The 14,073-nt window shown below is 66.1% G+C and carries 16 protein-coding genes; 3 read left to right on the top strand and 13 right to left on the bottom strand.

The features are described 5' to 3' along the window. Positions 1 to 122: 122 nt before the first annotated feature. The 8 genes from E4T66_RS18310 to E4T66_RS18275 form a co-directional block, all read right to left on the bottom strand. Positions 123 to 734, bottom strand: a complete 612-nt coding sequence (locus E4T66_RS18310) for a hypothetical protein (protein ID WP_136850978.1) — start codon at positions 732 to 734, stop codon at positions 123 to 125. 6 nt (positions 735 to 740) lie between these two features. Beyond that, a complete protein-coding gene (locus E4T66_RS18305) occupies positions 741 to 1,025 on the bottom strand; it encodes a hypothetical protein (RefSeq protein ID WP_136850976.1) in 285 nt (94 codons plus the stop codon). A gap of 81 nt (positions 1,026 to 1,106) precedes the next feature. Further along, positions 1,107 to 1,580, bottom strand: coding sequence for a hypothetical protein (locus E4T66_RS18300; protein WP_136850974.1), 474 nt, complete (start codon positions 1,578 to 1,580; stop codon positions 1,107 to 1,109). Positions 1,581 to 1,594: 14 nt separating this feature from the next. After that, positions 1,595 to 1,993 (bottom strand): hypothetical protein, encoded by a 399-nt coding sequence (locus E4T66_RS18295; protein ID WP_136850972.1) that lies wholly within the window; start codon positions 1,991 to 1,993, stop codon positions 1,595 to 1,597. A gap of 66 nt (positions 1,994 to 2,059) precedes the next feature. Further along, entirely contained in the window at positions 2,060 to 2,434 is a 375-nt protein-coding gene (locus E4T66_RS18290) for a hypothetical protein (protein ID WP_136850970.1), read from the bottom strand. 2 nt (positions 2,435 to 2,436) lie between these two features. After that, positions 2,437 to 4,284, bottom strand: coding sequence for a type IV secretory system conjugative DNA transfer family protein (locus tag E4T66_RS18285; RefSeq protein ID WP_136850968.1), 1,848 nt, complete (start codon positions 4,282 to 4,284; stop codon positions 2,437 to 2,439). Next, positions 4,281 to 4,505, bottom strand: a complete 225-nt coding sequence (locus E4T66_RS18280) for a hypothetical protein (RefSeq protein WP_211243023.1) — start codon at positions 4,503 to 4,505, stop codon at positions 4,281 to 4,283. The genes E4T66_RS18285 and E4T66_RS18280 overlap by 4 nt, the downstream gene beginning before the upstream one ends. A gap of 31 nt (positions 4,506 to 4,536) precedes the next feature. Continuing rightward, complete coding sequence (locus E4T66_RS18275) at positions 4,537 to 6,732, bottom strand: helix-hairpin-helix domain-containing protein (RefSeq protein WP_169577712.1); 2,196 nt, start codon at positions 6,730 to 6,732, stop codon at positions 4,537 to 4,539. Positions 6,733 to 7,027: 295 nt separating this feature from the next. On the opposite strand from E4T66_RS18275, the gene E4T66_RS18270 reads away from it, so the two are divergent. From E4T66_RS18270 to E4T66_RS18265, 3 genes are all read left to right on the top strand, one after another. Further along, entirely contained in the window at positions 7,028 to 8,272 is a 1,245-nt protein-coding gene (locus tag E4T66_RS18270; protein WP_136850962.1) for a DNA replication terminus site-binding protein, read from the top strand. Positions 8,273 to 8,358: 86 nt separating this feature from the next. Continuing rightward, positions 8,359 to 8,925 (top strand): hypothetical protein, encoded by a 567-nt coding sequence (locus E4T66_RS21460; RefSeq protein WP_169577711.1) that lies wholly within the window; start codon positions 8,359 to 8,361, stop codon positions 8,923 to 8,925. 20 nt (positions 8,926 to 8,945) lie between these two features. After that, complete coding sequence (locus E4T66_RS18265) at positions 8,946 to 9,908, top strand: protein NO VEIN domain-containing protein (RefSeq protein WP_211243022.1); 963 nt, start codon at positions 8,946 to 8,948, stop codon at positions 9,906 to 9,908. Between the two features lie 50 nt (positions 9,909 to 9,958). Here E4T66_RS18265 and E4T66_RS18260 read toward each other — a convergent pair whose 3' ends face one another. From E4T66_RS18260 to E4T66_RS18240, 5 genes are all read right to left on the bottom strand, one after another. Further along, positions 9,959 to 10,657, bottom strand: a complete 699-nt coding sequence (locus tag E4T66_RS18260; RefSeq protein ID WP_136850958.1) for an endonuclease — start codon at positions 10,655 to 10,657, stop codon at positions 9,959 to 9,961. A 105-nt stretch (positions 10,658 to 10,762) separates the two neighbouring features. Then, complete coding sequence (locus tag E4T66_RS18255) at positions 10,763 to 11,731, bottom strand: SPFH domain-containing protein (protein ID WP_169577709.1); 969 nt, start codon at positions 11,729 to 11,731, stop codon at positions 10,763 to 10,765. A 153-nt stretch (positions 11,732 to 11,884) separates the two neighbouring features. Further along, positions 11,885 to 12,163: a hypothetical protein gene (locus tag E4T66_RS18250; protein WP_211243021.1), complete on the bottom strand. Its 279-nt coding sequence runs from the start codon at positions 12,161 to 12,163 to the stop codon at positions 11,885 to 11,887. A 305-nt stretch (positions 12,164 to 12,468) separates the two neighbouring features. Further along, on the bottom strand, positions 12,469 to 12,864 hold the full coding sequence (locus E4T66_RS18245; RefSeq protein WP_136850952.1) for a hypothetical protein: 396 nt from the start codon (positions 12,862 to 12,864) through the stop codon (positions 12,469 to 12,471). 85 nt (positions 12,865 to 12,949) lie between these two features. Continuing rightward, on the bottom strand, positions 12,950 to 14,038 hold the full coding sequence (locus E4T66_RS18240; RefSeq protein ID WP_169577708.1) for a tyrosine-type recombinase/integrase: 1,089 nt from the start codon (positions 14,036 to 14,038) through the stop codon (positions 12,950 to 12,952). Positions 14,039 to 14,073: the final 35 nt, after the last annotated feature.

Below are 14,073 nucleotides of genomic sequence, written 5' to 3'. Positions count from 1 at the left end.
CGTTCACACGCAGCGGCATGCACAGTAGTGGATGCGAGAGCCAGTGCGAGGCCCATAACAATTGGTTTGCTGATCACGATGTCTGTTCAATCCGCCAGAGCTTGTCGTTATAGACGCGCGACTTAACCGCGACTCTCAACCACCATCAGGCCTTCCGGACGGGAATCGCTCGGCGCGATTTTTCGGAGCACAACCGTCACCTTCGCCACGCCGGTCGGCAGTGGCGTGGTGCCCGTATGGCCCCCCACTTTCGCGGTCGCGGTATAGGTGTAGGTAGAGGCGTCTTCGGTGACGTCTTCAGTGGTGACCGTGATCCATTGCGAGAGCGACTGCTTGCGCACGGTTTCGATCTGCGCCTCGAGTGTGGGCCGCGTCGCCGCCGCCACATCGGGAGACATCATGGACAGCGCGCGCTCGAAGTTGATCTTGGCGCTGCGCTGGTCGAACTGCTTCAGATTGTTCAGGTACTCGCGGGCATAGCGCGTCACCATTTCTTGGGGACGCTTGGCCGTGGACCGGTACAAACCGACCCCGCTGTTCTCGCAGTACATCTGGCGATTCGCGGTCAGATAGTCGATGCGCTTGTTCTGGTGGCCGATGTACAGGGATGCGACCACCCCGATGAAAAGCGCCACGCCACCCATCACAATCTTGTTACGTCGCTCGCGCTCGATTTCCATCTGCTGGGACGCCCAGAGTGTCCAGCCTTCGCCACGTTTGGATAGATCGCTCATCGATATCTACGCTTCATAGTGATTGCGAATTCCAGACGGGGGCAGCGCGCCCCGCGTCTGGAATTCCTGTTCCATCATGGGAGCCAGTCCGGGCACCCAACGCGACCGTTTCGGGTCGCTCACCCAGACCAGGACCACATGCTGTAGCCAGCCGCCCGGCTGGTCCTGCGTCGCCTTCTGCAACAGCTGACCGAATGCAATGCCAGTAGCCAGCGACACAAACGGCCCCAGGGTCCCCAGGACGTCGCGGAAGCCCATGTGGGCCGCGACGAACACAATCACGGAGAGCACGAGGTACTCGTACTGAATGCCCAGGAACCGGAACGGCTCGAGGGCGTTTACAGGACATCGACGGGCGGCCATGGCGACGAATCAACCGCCCGTGGTGCCGGCGCTGTTGCCGCCGATCTCATACAGCCACGTCACGACGGACTCGCCGAAGGCACCAACGCCTACGGCTGCAATCGCGCCACCTTTCAGCCAAGACGCCATCGGCACGAACAAGCCGATGACCAGCACCGCCAGCCCAAGGAAGATCACGACATAGGAGATCAGCGTCCAGCTGCCTTTGACGTCAGTCCGAAATCCCTCGGTGTTGTCGGGAAGGAAGCCGCCGCCGTCGGCGAGCGCCAGCTGCGGCATCAGGGCGAACACCGTGAGGACCAGCGCGGCCACCAGGAAGTTGCCCATCCGCTGCAGCTGCTGCTCGGTGGCGGGATCCATCGGCGCCAGACCCCCGTCGGCCCGCAGCGCCGCGCGAGTGGTCAGGGACGCCATCAGGCCATACATGGCGTTGGCGATGCGCTCAGGCATCGAAGAGTTACGGTCATCAACTTGGGTACGCATGGTCTAACTCCGGGTTACTTGGTAGGGGACGCGACAGCACCCGGCACGCGCATGTACATGCCGTCGGGTGTCAGGGTTTGGTAGCGAAGGCGACGCTGTTCTGGCGTCACCATCACTGCCACGGCATCCCGCGCGAGCGTCAGCTCTCGCGCGAGCGCCGAATACTGGAAGCCGGGGAAGGCGTAGAGGCTTTGGGACTGCGCCATCTCATCCAGCGCGCGCTGCAAAGCGCGTTGCGCATTCGCGGCGTGCTCGAGGGCCATCTGATATCCGGCGTCACGCTGATCGAGCACCGTAGGTCCGGCGTAGGCCGTGCCATAAGGGCCATTCATCGGCAGCGTGGCAATGGTCTCGGCGGCGGCCAGGCCCGGCCAAAGCGCGGTCGCGAACAGCAGTGCGGCAATCTTTTGCATCAGGAGCTCCTTCTGTTGCTCCTATAGACGCAGCGTTCGCCCATTCACGAGCAAACGGTCGAGGCGCTAGGCGTCCTCGGCCGGTTCGCTCTTGCGGAGTCGGGACTCCCAGAAGCGAATGGCGTCGCGCGCACGGGCAATCACCGCGCTGTGCGTGAGCTGGAACACCAGGGCCAGGACCAAGCCGATGGACTTGAAGACCAACGAGCCGACGGAGCGGATCACACCCGCCAGCACCAGGCTGGTCATGCTGTGCGTGATGTCGAAGGACAGCAGCGCGATGACCACGGACACAAACACGATCACGTAGCCCCAGGGGCCAAACGCGTTCAGGTAATACTGAGCGGTGTCGAGCGCCCAGTGCCAAACGTCAGTGGGGTCAAGATCCCAATCGCGGAAACGTTCCAGAAACGTACGGTTCTCGATGTAGACCGGAAGCATGATCAGTCCTCCTTGGGGCTGGGCATGCCGGAGGGACCGCTCAGCAGGCTGTCCAGTAGCGCGCTGTCGCGCTCCATCGTGTAGGACATCAGGTCCAGTCCCTTGACCTTGTGACGGGCAAACCGGGGCAGCCACACATCGGAAGACGAGTGCGGCACGCCGGAAATCTGGATCAGGGGCAGTCGCAATTTGTGCGAGCCTGCTGAGTTGATGATGATCGCGTCACCGCGTTCCATCATGAAATCCTCGGGCTGAATCAGGTCTTCGCGGGTTTCTTTTGTGCCGGTGCTGACCGAGCGGCCATGGCTTTCGTCATGCAGAAGGCCGGTCTCGTAGTTGCTGTAGCTGCGACCGAAGTTGCGACTGTCGCTGGTCTGGGCAAAGCGCGTGATCGTCGATCCGGCGAGCTTGGCCGCGGTGGAGCGTGTTTCTTCTGACGACACCCGCATGAAGATGTGATTGGCCGTGGCGTCGAGCAGCTTGGGCATGAACTGCTGGTTGACGCTGTCCAGAAAGCCTCGACCCTGCACCGCAACGATGATGGGTACGCGCGCGGAGCGTCCCATCTGGAACAGTTCAAGGTCCGCTTCATCCGCACTGGATCCGTATTCGTCCATGAACACCAGCGGCGGAATGGCCGGGCGAGTGCGCTCGGTGAAAATCTCACCGATGGCGCGCGCCAGGTCGGCCAGCATCAGGCGTCCAAACACATTCGAACCCTGCTTGTCGGTCAGCGCGCTGAAGCCGACGTAGAGCACCTGCCCGTTCTCGATGACATCCTTGAGGTTGATGTCCGGGTTATAGGAATTCAGCAGCGCGCGATACTCGCTGTGACAGAAGTCCATCACCATCTGCTTGAGGCCCGCGAGAATTTCCAGGTAGCGGGTGCGGTTGATCTTCAGGTTGCCCTTCGAATCCTCGGTCAGCCACATGCTGAGGAATTGGTATACGAACTCGCGGGCCTCGCGGTTCTCCTCGGGGATCTGCTGCCACAGGCGGATGAAGGTCGGCAGGTCCGAGAACAGCGGCGCAAGATCGGCAAAGCTGATCGGGGTGCGGCTGGGCTGTGACTTCAGGCAGACGATCGCGGCCAGCATGCCCAGGCGGGTCATGCGATAGAAAAAGTCATCCCCGCCCGAGGGCGTCTTGGCCAGCTTCATGCCGGTTGACACGATGTGACGGGTGCCGCCGTACAGCAGCGGGTTGTAGGTGTGCGACAGCTGCGGGCGATCCGGATTGAAGTAGCGCAGATCGTGCTCGCGGTAGCACACGCGCATGATCTCGGCGACGCGGGCAAACACCTCCTCGTCCGATTTCGGGTCAAAGATGATCATCCCCCCGCCGCGCTTCACCTGCTGCTCGCAGAGCGCCAGCAGAAGCTCGGTCTTGCCTTGTCCCGGAGAGCCCATGATCGCCACGTGCGCAGCCAACTCCGCGTCCGCGATGAACATCGGCTTCATGGCGGAGATCGTGGCGTTGTTGTAGCCGCGCAGTTGCTCGGGGGTGACGCGGCCGTGCTCGGCGCGAAGCGACTCGAGGCCCGCTTTGTACGACAGAAAGTCCAGCGACTGCCCGAAGTACATGCCATTGGAGGGGCCGGTCACCACGCGCGGCGCGAAGGCGTAGGACTCGTGGACTGGCGGCGGCTGTTCGAGTTGGTGGATCTCTGCGAGGCGCCGCGCGGCAAACAGTCCGGCCCCGGCGCCCAGCGCCCCGTACAGCGGCGCGGGAAGGAAGGGCGCGGCGGCGGCCAGCGCGGGGGTCCACAGGCTCCCCAGCAAGCGCCGCTGGGCGTTGCGTAGACGAACCTGCAGGCGCGCCTGGCTGGTGTAGCGGTCAAACTGGTTCATCTCGGGATCAACGTCCGTCGAGTCAGCACGGCCCGGTCCGCCTTCGGATCAAAGATGTCCCCTTCCCCGGCGTGGTGTTCGCAGGCCGCCAATAGGCGTGCGGTCTTGCCGTTGCGGCGCGCGTCGAAGCGCTCCACCTCCCAGGTGAACAGAGGCGCCGTCAGCGCGCGGAATCCGGCGGTCGACGCCTGCGGCTGCGGTCGCCGGTGGTCAGAGGCCATGACGTGCGGGGAATTCAGGCGAACGGGCGGATTAGGCATCGGCGGTCGCCTCCGGTGGACGTTGGGCGTGCAAGTCATGCAACAGCGACTCGAACAGGGAGTACGGCGCCTTGACGCTCTGGCGCAGAAGGAGTTGCACGTCATCGGGGGAGCCCAGCAGCACCAGCTTGCGGGTGGCCGAAGCGGCGATGGTGTAGAGCACGCTCGCCCCCAGCGGCACGTCGCCGCCTTCGGGGACAGCCAGCACGACCACGTCCGCCCGTTCCCAGTGCATGTGCGCGGTGATCAGCACATAGCCCTGCAGGATGTCGTTGACGCGATCGGCGCTGATCAGGATGCGCTGACCGCCCAGCGAGGCCGCCACCGGGCCTTTGCTGTCGTGCGCGGTGATCAGGCGCAGCCGCGTGCCGGCGGGAATGTAGAGGCCGTCGATCAGGTCGCGGGTGACCAGGAACGGATCGGCGGGCGCCAGCTGCGTGCGGCCCACGGCGCCGACGGTATTGGCGTGATCGGGATTGAGGATGCGGCGCAGGTTGCGCACCGCGTACATCGCCCGCGGCAACGACGAGCGCGTGGGCGTCACGCAGACCAGTTCCGGCGCCGGGCCCAGTCCGAGTTTCGGCAGGACCTCCGCGGCATAGCGTGTCAGTGCGTCGGCCGGCTCCCCCAGCTGCAGCACGGACACCGGCAGGTCGAAGCGACCGACCAGCGCGGAGGCGGCGGCGGGGTTGCGCAGCAGCGCGCGGACGGCGCCCAGCGGCGAGTCGCGATCGGGGGCGATGCCCAGCGGCACGAGTTTGAGGGGCGGTGACGCGGCGCTGGCGGCGCGGGCCAGCTCGGCAAACGGGCGGCCACGGACCACGCCGATGTCGGCGGCCGGATCGCCGGCCAGGATCACGGCGCAGCCGTCGGTGCGGCGGGTCAGCAGATAGGTCAGCGCCGGCATCGGCAGCCGTTCGGCGCCGATGACCAGGACCGCGTCGGGCTGCAGGCTGGCCAGGTTCTCGTACAGCGGTTCCCCCTGGTCGTTGACGCCCAGCAGCGCGCCGGCGGTCCCGATGCGCTCATCCGGGCAGCGTTCCAGCAGCGCCTGGGCGACCCAGTACGCGGGGCACAGCACCACCGGCACCAGGCGCAGGGCCTGACACATGCGCACGAAGGATTCGGCGAGGTGCTGGGCGGTGGGGTGACCGACGACGTCGATGGCGGTCAGGGCGCGCCCGAGCGCCGGCGCGAGCACGTCGAAGTGGGCCCGCGGCAAGCGGAAGTCGGCTTGGTTGACCGCGCGCTCCATCGCGGCGAAGTCCTCGGGCGGATCGTTCAGCGACGCGGCGCGGGCGCAGTCCAGCACCGCGCGGGCCGCATTGGCGGCATCCTCGAAGGCCTCGGGCAGGTAGACGCGGTCGGCGTCAAAGGCGATCAGGCGGCGGGAGCGCAGGTGCTGCAGCGCGCTGTCCCACTCGGTCTGGCTGGGCGACAGCGCGAGCAGGCGGCTGGCGGCGGTCTGCAGGACTGGGGCGGGCAGGAAGCTGTGTCCGGCATCGCCGAGGCCACGCAGTGCGGCGACCACCGCCGCCTTGCGGCGTTCGGCGCTGTCGCGCGGGACGCCCAGCTCCAGACCGAGTTCATCGGCGTGGCTCCAGTCGACCCCGGGAAGGTGGATCACCGCCAGATAGGGGTTATCGCGAAGCGCGACATCGAGGTCGGTCTCCGACCCCAGCATGCGCGCCAGGGTCTGCCGGTGAGCCTCATTGAGTCCGAGCCGGTCGAGCAGGGTCTGCGCCGACTGGTTCGAGCGGAAGCGGCGCCAGCTTTCGAGGAACTGCCGCACTTCCGGGCCCGAGTAGTTGGCGTCGGCCAGGCGCTCGGCATCGCCGCGTTCCAGCACATCGAAGATGTCGCTGCCGAACGCCGACAGCAGTTTGGTGGCGCCGGCAAAGTCGATGGACAGCGCCGACATCAGCTGGGCGGCCGAGCCGGCAATGTCGGTGGGGACCACGGCCCGCTGGGAGTCCACCAGCAGACAGCGGCCCGCGCCGACGCCCTCGCTCCAGCGTCCGCGCAGCGCAACCCGCTCACCGGCGACCCACTTCAGCCCCTCCCCGATCGCAAAGGCACGATGCCCGGCCCGGTCCTCGACCACGGCCAGGGTGCGACCGGTCAACGACTGATAGGACGACAGAATGACCCCGTCGAGCGGGGCGTTGGCGAGGGCGGCTGAGCTCATTCCCCTATAGACGCAGCGCCCGCCCAGGCAGACACCACCCAGCATTTAAGCCATCATCCCCCTAAAGCCACACCGCCAATCCCGCCGGCCCCACCCCCTTCACGCGTCCCCCCAATCAAAAATGGAAAAAGAATGGGGGAAAAGCGGCACAAGACTGTGCGCGGGGTGGCGTGGGGGTCGACCCGGGCCGTTTATAGGGAGATGATGGCTTAGGGGAAACGGGGTTTGGGTGGTTGCGGGGCGGGCGGCGGGTGCGTCTAGTAGAGATGATGACTTAACGTGAAATGGTGCGACGATGAACGAGTCCTTCCAGGGATTGCCCGATGTTCCGGAGGTCGCGGCCGGCGATCGGCTGATGCTGCGCGAGGCGTGGCTGGCGCTGACGGACGCGGCCACGGCCGCGCGCCGGGCGATCCTGTACGACGATGCCGCACTGCCGGCCTATCTCGCCCATGTCGAGGCGCGCAGCAAAGACACCCCGCTGCCGAGCCGGATCGAGGTGCTGACGCTGTATGACGCGCCGGCGCGGGAAGTGATCGCCCAGGGGGTGGCACGGCTCACCTACCTCGAGGAGCAACATCCCAAGGCGGTGGAGCGACTGCCCGGCGTGCTGGCGTGCTCGGCGAGCACCCTCGACACGCTCACAGCGCTCAATGCCGCCAAGGCCGTGTTTGAAAGGCGTGCCAGCGCGTTGACGCAAAAGCAGTGGAAGGCCTTGCGCATCCGCACCGACTACGCGCGGGTGAATCTGCTGTACGCCTACCGGCGCGTGCCGGTGCTGGCCAGCGCCCCGGAGAAAGTCTCGTTCTCGTGGCTGTCCCAGAATGTCTCGATCCAGCGCCTCAGCGTGCGCCGTGCCCGCGAGCTGGTGCTGACCTCGCTGGGCCGCGCCTTCGAGCTGTCGGCGCGCCAGCGCCAGGAAATGCAGACCGAGGACATGGCCGCGCTCGCCGGACTGCAGGATGACGAAGTGCTGGCGGTCCGCCGCGCGCTGCAGCCCGTCCCGGAGGTCAACTGGTGGCTCGACCAGACCCCCGAAAAGCCGATTAAGGCGGTCCTGCCGCTGGCCTTCCCGGCCGGTGCCGCCGGCGTCTGGCCCGCGATCCGCGAGCTCGGCGACCTGGTGGTCCAGCGCAACAAGGCGCCGTCGCGTTCCGACGCCCGGTGCGAGTCCGACCCGCTGATCCCGCGCCTGGATCTGTACCGCTATCGCGAACAATACCGGGAGTGCGAAGCGGACCAGGCCGGCGCCGCCGGCAGCGTGCAGCTGCAGCGCCCGGACATCCTGTTCGGACCGGCGCAGCCGCCGGTGCGACTGTCGCTGCCCGCACAGACCTGGCCGCTGCTGGTCGACGCGCTGGGCGCGGTGCTGCGCGGACAGGGCGTGCAGAACCTGCCCACGCCGGCAGGCACGCTGCGGCTGCTGCGCCGGCGTCACGGCGTGGGGATCTCCCTGCACGATCCGCGCGGTGAAATGCAGCACAGCGGCCTGCTCCCGCGGGCCGATGCTGCGACGGCGGTGGCCTGCGACGCGCTGTAGCCTTGCCCTCGGACGCCCGCCGGCTCAATAATCGGGATATAAGCAAGGCCCGATAGGGCGCTCAAGCGCCGGGCGGAGGGAGTCCAATGCACGCAAATCGCGCCCCGCGCGGGCGCCGCTTGGCCTATGAGCCGCCTGCTCTGCGGGTGTGGCACGCGCAGTGGCTGCGTGAGTCCATCCTGCTGCGCAGCTGCGCCAGCGCCACCCGGGCGCTGGATCTGATCCCTGCCCTGGCCTCCGCCCTGCGCGGACTGCATTGGCGCGGTCCGCGGGCGTGCCGCGCCAACGGACAGCTGTACGCCGCGCGCCTTCAGGCCCGATCGTTCGAAGCGCGATGGACCGTGTGGGCTCCCGCCGGACAGGCGCTGCCGCCGACCGCCGTGATCCAGACCGCATTGCGCGCGTTGCACCTGGGCGCGCCTGCGCCCGAACGCGACGCCGCCCGCTGGCTGGCGTCGCTCGATGTGCGGGTGCTCTGCGCCATCGAGGACGCGCGCCTCGGCGGTGCCCGCACCGCCATCTGGCACCTGCCGATGGGCGCTCGCACCCGCGGCGGAAGGAGCCTCCGGCCGGAGATCCAGGCCGCGCTCAAGTTCATGCAAGACCAGCGCGGTCTTGCGTATACGCAATTCTCCCCGCCCGAGGGGCGCTGATAACCACCTGGAGTTCGGCTGTGGATTCTCCTGTCCTGTTCGTCAAGATTGGTTGGATGAAGCACTACGCCGGGCCCAGCACCGCCGATCCGATGTACCCGCGTAACGCGCACAGCTTCCGCCAGCCACAGGACACTGCGAGCGCGCCGGAGCAGTGGAATTTCGCGCCCTATCGCGGCAAGGTCTATGGGTGCGTGGCAGACAGCCCGCCGATCCAGGTCGAGCGCCTGGGCGCACGCAAGGAGGACGAGTCCGTCTCCGGCGTCCTCGCCGTCTTCATCGCCCGCGACCCACTGGCCGATGTCATCAAGGTGGTGGGCTGGTACCAGAATGCCACCGTGCTGCGAACGCCGGCCCGGACACGGACGCTCCGCGGGCTCAAGCTGACGGCCGCGATCAGTGCGGGCGCATCGGAGGCCTACGTGATCCCCGTCGCCGCCCGCGACCTGGTGCTGCCAGACGGATTGCACCAACCCGGGCGCGTGCGCTCTCCGGTGTGGTACGCCGACCAGCATTCAGACATCGTTGAACGCGTGCGGGCACGCCTGAAGCGCCACCTCAAGCCCCACCGGCGGTCAAGCAAGATCGCGCACAACCCCAACCCCGAGTACCGCCGTATGGTGGACCTCGCCGCCATGGACATTGCGCTGGCCTATTTCGGCGGGCTCGACGTCTCCGGCGAGAACTGGGGCTGGGACATTGAAGCCCCCGGCAACGGATCCCCCGCGCTGATCGGGGTGAAGGGTCTCGCCGGCCCCGCAAAGTCGGTGGAGCTCTCCGCGAACGAGTACAGCAAGATGCAGCTCAACCGCGACCGCTACCTGCTGTTCGTTGTCAGCCACGCGCGATCGAAGACCCCACGATCACAAAGCTTCAAGTATCAGGTGGACACCGGGTTATGGACCTGTGAGTCCGGCGAAATCCTGGTGTTCAACCCGCTGGTCAGCGCAAGAGCCGACATCCGACATCCGACCGAACCGTGAGCGTCGACGCCGCGCTGCGCGGCGCCGACGGCAGGCAGACTGCGCAGCGGTCAGGGTGTCAGTATCGGGTTGTGCAATCCGGTCAGCCGCTCAATCGCCCGGGCGCGCTCAACTTCAAACACCGTCGGCGGATGCGAGCGTGCCCAGGACTCCAGGACGCGCCGCTGTGACTTGGAAATGCGCTGGCCGTATTGGCGCTCCATGTAGAAATAGGCCCGCGCGACCACGCCTTTGGCCGCCTCAGGCGGCTCAACGAAGTGCCCGGCCCCATCCGCCGAGAGTTCAAAGTCACACTGGCCGAAGTTGCGCGCTTCGCCGGGAACCTCGCCAAAGCGATAGTTGCTCCGCGTCGCGTTGAGCGCGCCGACCACAGGCCACAGGTTATGCGGATCGCCTTCCATGGCGCGGAAGTCCGGATCCACTTCCCGGCAGTAATTTCGCCCGCTGGTCCCCTTCGGCGCGCTGCGCCAGCACGACCGCTGACGCCCGAAATCGGACGCCGGAACCATGTGCTCCGCCTCAACACGCCGTAACCGCTCGCGATAGGAAGGGGTCGTCACAGGGCAACTGCCATCGAGCGACTTGCCGTGATACGCACACCCGCAATACAGATCGATGGGATGCGACTTGTGAACGGCGTACATCACCTTCTTTCCCGTCTCGAAGTCCAGTCCGCCGGCGGCACCGGCAGTCGCGGCGGCCAAGAGAATGGAAATAAAGGTGCAGGCCTGTAGTGCATAGCGTCGCATGAGAACTCTCCGTGCTGGTGCGTGGGTACAGTCACACCCTACGGGTGCTGCACCGCCCCGCTACCGTCCTGCCTTAGAGCACAGGGTTGGCCAGTGACGCCGAACCTAGCCGCCGAATCCGGCGTCCGCTTCTGGCAATTTGCCCTTCACGGACGAGTCCGCCGCCTTGACTCCGATGGCGCCCGGAACGGGCCCCGGGGGCTGGGGAACCTCCGCCGCGCCCTGCGGGGCCGCGGGGACTGACGACGGTTGAGCTGCGTCTGCGGGCGCCGCCGGCTCCGGTTCGGCGGCCGAGGCTTCGGACGGCGCGACCGTTTGCGGCCCTGCCGGCTCCGATGCGACCGGTTCGGGCTCGGTGTATTCGAGGATCGGCGGCACCGTTATGGAGACCACCTGAACCCCCTTGGGGAGCCACGCGTTCAGTTCCTGCTGAAGCTCGTCCTGTACCAAGGGCCCCAGCTGCGGGCCGAGCACCGCCAGCTGGGCCACATCCAGCTTGCCGACGAATGCACCGAGAATCCTCGGGATGTCCCGGACCATCTTGTTGGCCAGCGGCAGCCGAATGCCGTTGGCATTCTGTGCCGGAGAGAATTCCAGCGCGATCGCCTGATCTACGGCGCTGCGCATCACCCGGTACACCACCATCACCTCCGCGCTGGCCAGCGGGAGCCCAGCGGCATCCTTCAATCCGGAAATCTGCACCGGGTACTCAATCTCTTCGGTCGAGTAGAGCAGCATCTCGCTCAGTTTTGGCACGACCACATACGGCCCCGGATCCAACGCCTGACCGGCGCTGGACCCAAAGCCCGTGCGCACACCCACGGTCCCCAAGGGCACTGTGAACAAGGCATGCGAGAGGAACCACGCGACCGCCAGCAAGACCAGCACCAGCGAAAGGTAGTAGCTGAAGTCTCCGCGTGCCCCGCCCGAGCGCAGATAGCGCGCGACGCGCGTGCCAATGCTGGGCGTCCGCTCGACCGCGACCACAGGGGGCACCGTCGCTGCCGCAACAGGCGTCTCAGGCTCCTGCTCGGCCGGCGATTGCTGAACCAGAAATGTCGGGGGATGCGTCATGGCGTTCAAGGGATCTGCACCCGATGGTGTGTTCGCAGTAGACGCACGGTTTGCCCACAGCCTCTGTGGATAACTTGCCAACAACTCCGGTTGGGGTTTGCGCAAACCGCGTTCCGATCAGGAACTGCTGCGGTTTGAGCAGGATTTGACCAGCTACTCCCCACTGGCGCGCTGCCGTTCGGTATTGGCGTTCAACCGGCGCGCGAGCGCGTGGGCGAGCTCCACCAGGTTGTCGAGCAGCCCGTCGATCGGACCCACCCAGTCCGCATACGTGGCCACCTCGAAATCGGACTTGGCGTCGCGCAGCAGCTCCACTGCGATCTCCAGCACATGGATTTGCGAGTCTCCCTCGCCGGCTTTGCAGTGGGTGATCCAGGCCTCGATCTTCGCCTGCGCCAGGACGCTCATCTCGATGGCATCGCCCATGATCATGTAGTCAATGGGTTGCGTAAGTTTAAGCGCCCGCTTGTTCCCCACCACGGAGGGATCGTCGTCCCCATACTTGAGGCCGGACCGATGTAGGTCCTGAGCGCGTAGAATCATCCGCGACAGCTGGGCGGCAATCGTCTCGGCTTGAGGGATCAGACGTCGGGTGGGGCTGAATCGGGTAACCATCTGGCAGGCAGGCCTCATTCGGGTGTGTGAGCCCGTATACCTCCGGCGACACTAAGTGACTAGCTTCACCGCGTGTCGCGCATACCGCGGGCGCTGACTGCGTAGAGCAGGCCCGCGTCCTGCTACACGGAGTCGGAACCGCCCGATCGCCAGCGCCGCAGGCGCAGGTGCTGCTGAACGGCTGCCAGGGTGTCCGTCATCCGCGCATTGGCCTGGGTCTTGGCAAGACTGGCAAACACGGCCCCAACGCACAGCAGCGACAGAACGTAAATGGCGGGTGCGTCCGCCGTGGACGTAATCTCGGCACCGGCGGTGACCACCACCACGCCCAGCAAGACATAGCCACCGCGTTGCACCCAAGTGAATCCGGGTCGCGTCGCGACCTTGATCTCCTGGCCGCCACCAGCCTGCTTGAGCGACTGGCTCGTCCGCTCGCTGACTTCCCTGAGGCGCCGCAGCGCCAAGCTTGTCGCGGCCCCGACCACGGCACAAACAGACAGGGTAATGAACAGCAACATCGGCTTCTCCATTTCTTGTTGTGTGGGATAGACGCGCCGCAACGACAAAAGTGCGGCAACTGTCAGATCCCTACATCATCCGCAGTTATGCAATCGGGCTACGCTGGAAGGCCGCGCTCTGATACAGCCGTCGTCCCTCCGCGTGCAAGTACGTGCCGGTGGTCGCGATGGATTCATGGCCAGCCACCTCGCTGACCTCCTTCAGGGTCGCACCTTGTTCCAGCAGCTCAGACAACCGTGTGTGTCGCAGCCAATGCGTCGTTGCGGCGCGCAAACGGCGAATCGCCTCCGTACGCTCCGCAGTCACAGGCAGGCACGCCAACCGCTCCGCGGCTGCAGTGCAGACCTGTTGCACCATCTGCTTCACCCACTCCCCTGTTACTGGCTTATCGGTGCCAAGCGCGCGCACCATCGGCATCGACTCGGCCGGCTCCGGATACGGCGGCAGACCGAGGGCCACGCGGTATTGGACGAGCGCGTCGATCACGAACAGCGGGACGCCGACGCCGTGTTCGCCGCCACCCTTGCGCACGCCAACCCAAGTCCACGTCCCGTGATCGGGCTCGATCTGAAACTGTCCCATCGTCGCGGCAGCGATCTCAGAACGACGCAGCGCCATGCCCAACCCGACCGACATCACCAACTGGGTCCTGCGTGCAGCTTCAAGCTGCGCCGGGGTCTCGATGGGTAGGCTGGCGAGATAATCGCGTATGGCGTCCAAGCCACCCTGGGGGATGCGGCGATTCGCACGGGGCGTGCGGGGTCGTTTCATCAGACCGTGGTTGGCAGAGATCACGTTGCCCCGGAGCCAGTTCTGAGCCACCAGCCACGTCAGCATCGCGGACAGCGCCCGAAACGCATAGGTCACCGAAGACGGACTCAGCTCGCCTGCAAACGGACGCCACGCGCGTCCGGGTCCCTGCCCCGCTGGCGCGACCCAAGCCGCGGGCGGGTTCAACAGAAACTGCTTGTACTCTCCATAGTCGTTGGGACCGAAGTCGGAAAACGACTTGCGCCGAACCGCCGCACACCACCCGAGGAAGCGCCCAATCTCCTTCTTGTACGCGCGATAGGTCGCGGCGCTGCGCGTCAAGCGCACATCGTTCAGGTAGAGCTGCGCTGCTTCGAAGTCATCGCCGGCCACGATGAACGCGGTTCCGTCAGAGGACCGCATGATCCCCTGCGCGGGTGGGCAGTCGTACGCGACCA

This window comes from Sinimarinibacterium arenosum, assembly GCF_005047655.1.
Lineage (GTDB): Bacteria > Pseudomonadota > Gammaproteobacteria > Nevskiales > Nevskiaceae > Solimonas.
This window is presented reverse-complemented; position numbering and strand designations above follow the sequence as displayed.

Coding starts and splice junctions, on each gene's coding strand:
- E4T66_RS18285 (WP_136850968.1), bottom strand. CDS start 4,284: ATGAACCAGTTTGACCGCTACACCAGCCAGGCGCGCCTGCAGGTTCGT.
- E4T66_RS18310 (WP_136850978.1), bottom strand. CDS start 734: ATGAGCGATCTATCCAAACGTGGCGAAGGCTGGACACTCTGGGCGTCC.
- E4T66_RS18245 (WP_136850952.1), bottom strand. CDS start 12,864: ATGTTGCTGTTCATTACCCTGTCTGTTTGTGCCGTGGTCGGGGCCGCG.
- E4T66_RS18250 (WP_211243021.1), bottom strand. CDS start 12,163: ATGATCATGGGCGATGCCATCGAGATGAGCGTCCTGGCGCAGGCGAAG.
- E4T66_RS21460 (WP_169577711.1), top strand. CDS start 8,359: ATGCACGCAAATCGCGCCCCGCGCGGGCGCCGCTTGGCCTATGAGCCG.
- E4T66_RS18240 (WP_169577708.1), bottom strand. CDS start 14,038: ATGCGGTCCTCTGACGGAACCGCGTTCATCGTGGCCGGCGATGACTTC.
- E4T66_RS18280 (WP_211243023.1), bottom strand. CDS start 4,505: ATGGCCTCTGACCACCGGCGACCGCAGCCGCAGGCGTCGACCGCCGGA.
- E4T66_RS18300 (WP_136850974.1), bottom strand. CDS start 1,580: ATGCGTACCCAAGTTGATGACCGTAACTCTTCGATGCCTGAGCGCATC.
- E4T66_RS18295 (WP_136850972.1), bottom strand. CDS start 1,993: ATGCAAAAGATTGCCGCACTGCTGTTCGCGACCGCGCTTTGGCCGGGC.
- E4T66_RS18255 (WP_169577709.1), bottom strand. CDS start 11,731: ATGACGCATCCCCCGACATTTCTGGTTCAGCAATCGCCGGCCGAGCAG.
- E4T66_RS18290 (WP_136850970.1), bottom strand. CDS start 2,434: ATGCTTCCGGTCTACATCGAGAACCGTACGTTTCTGGAACGTTTCCGC.
- E4T66_RS18275 (WP_169577712.1), bottom strand. CDS start 6,732: ATGAGCTCAGCCGCCCTCGCCAACGCCCCGCTCGACGGGGTCATTCTG.
- E4T66_RS18270 (WP_136850962.1), top strand. CDS start 7,028: ATGAACGAGTCCTTCCAGGGATTGCCCGATGTTCCGGAGGTCGCGGCC.
- E4T66_RS18260 (WP_136850958.1), bottom strand. CDS start 10,657: ATGCGACGCTATGCACTACAGGCCTGCACCTTTATTTCCATTCTCTTG.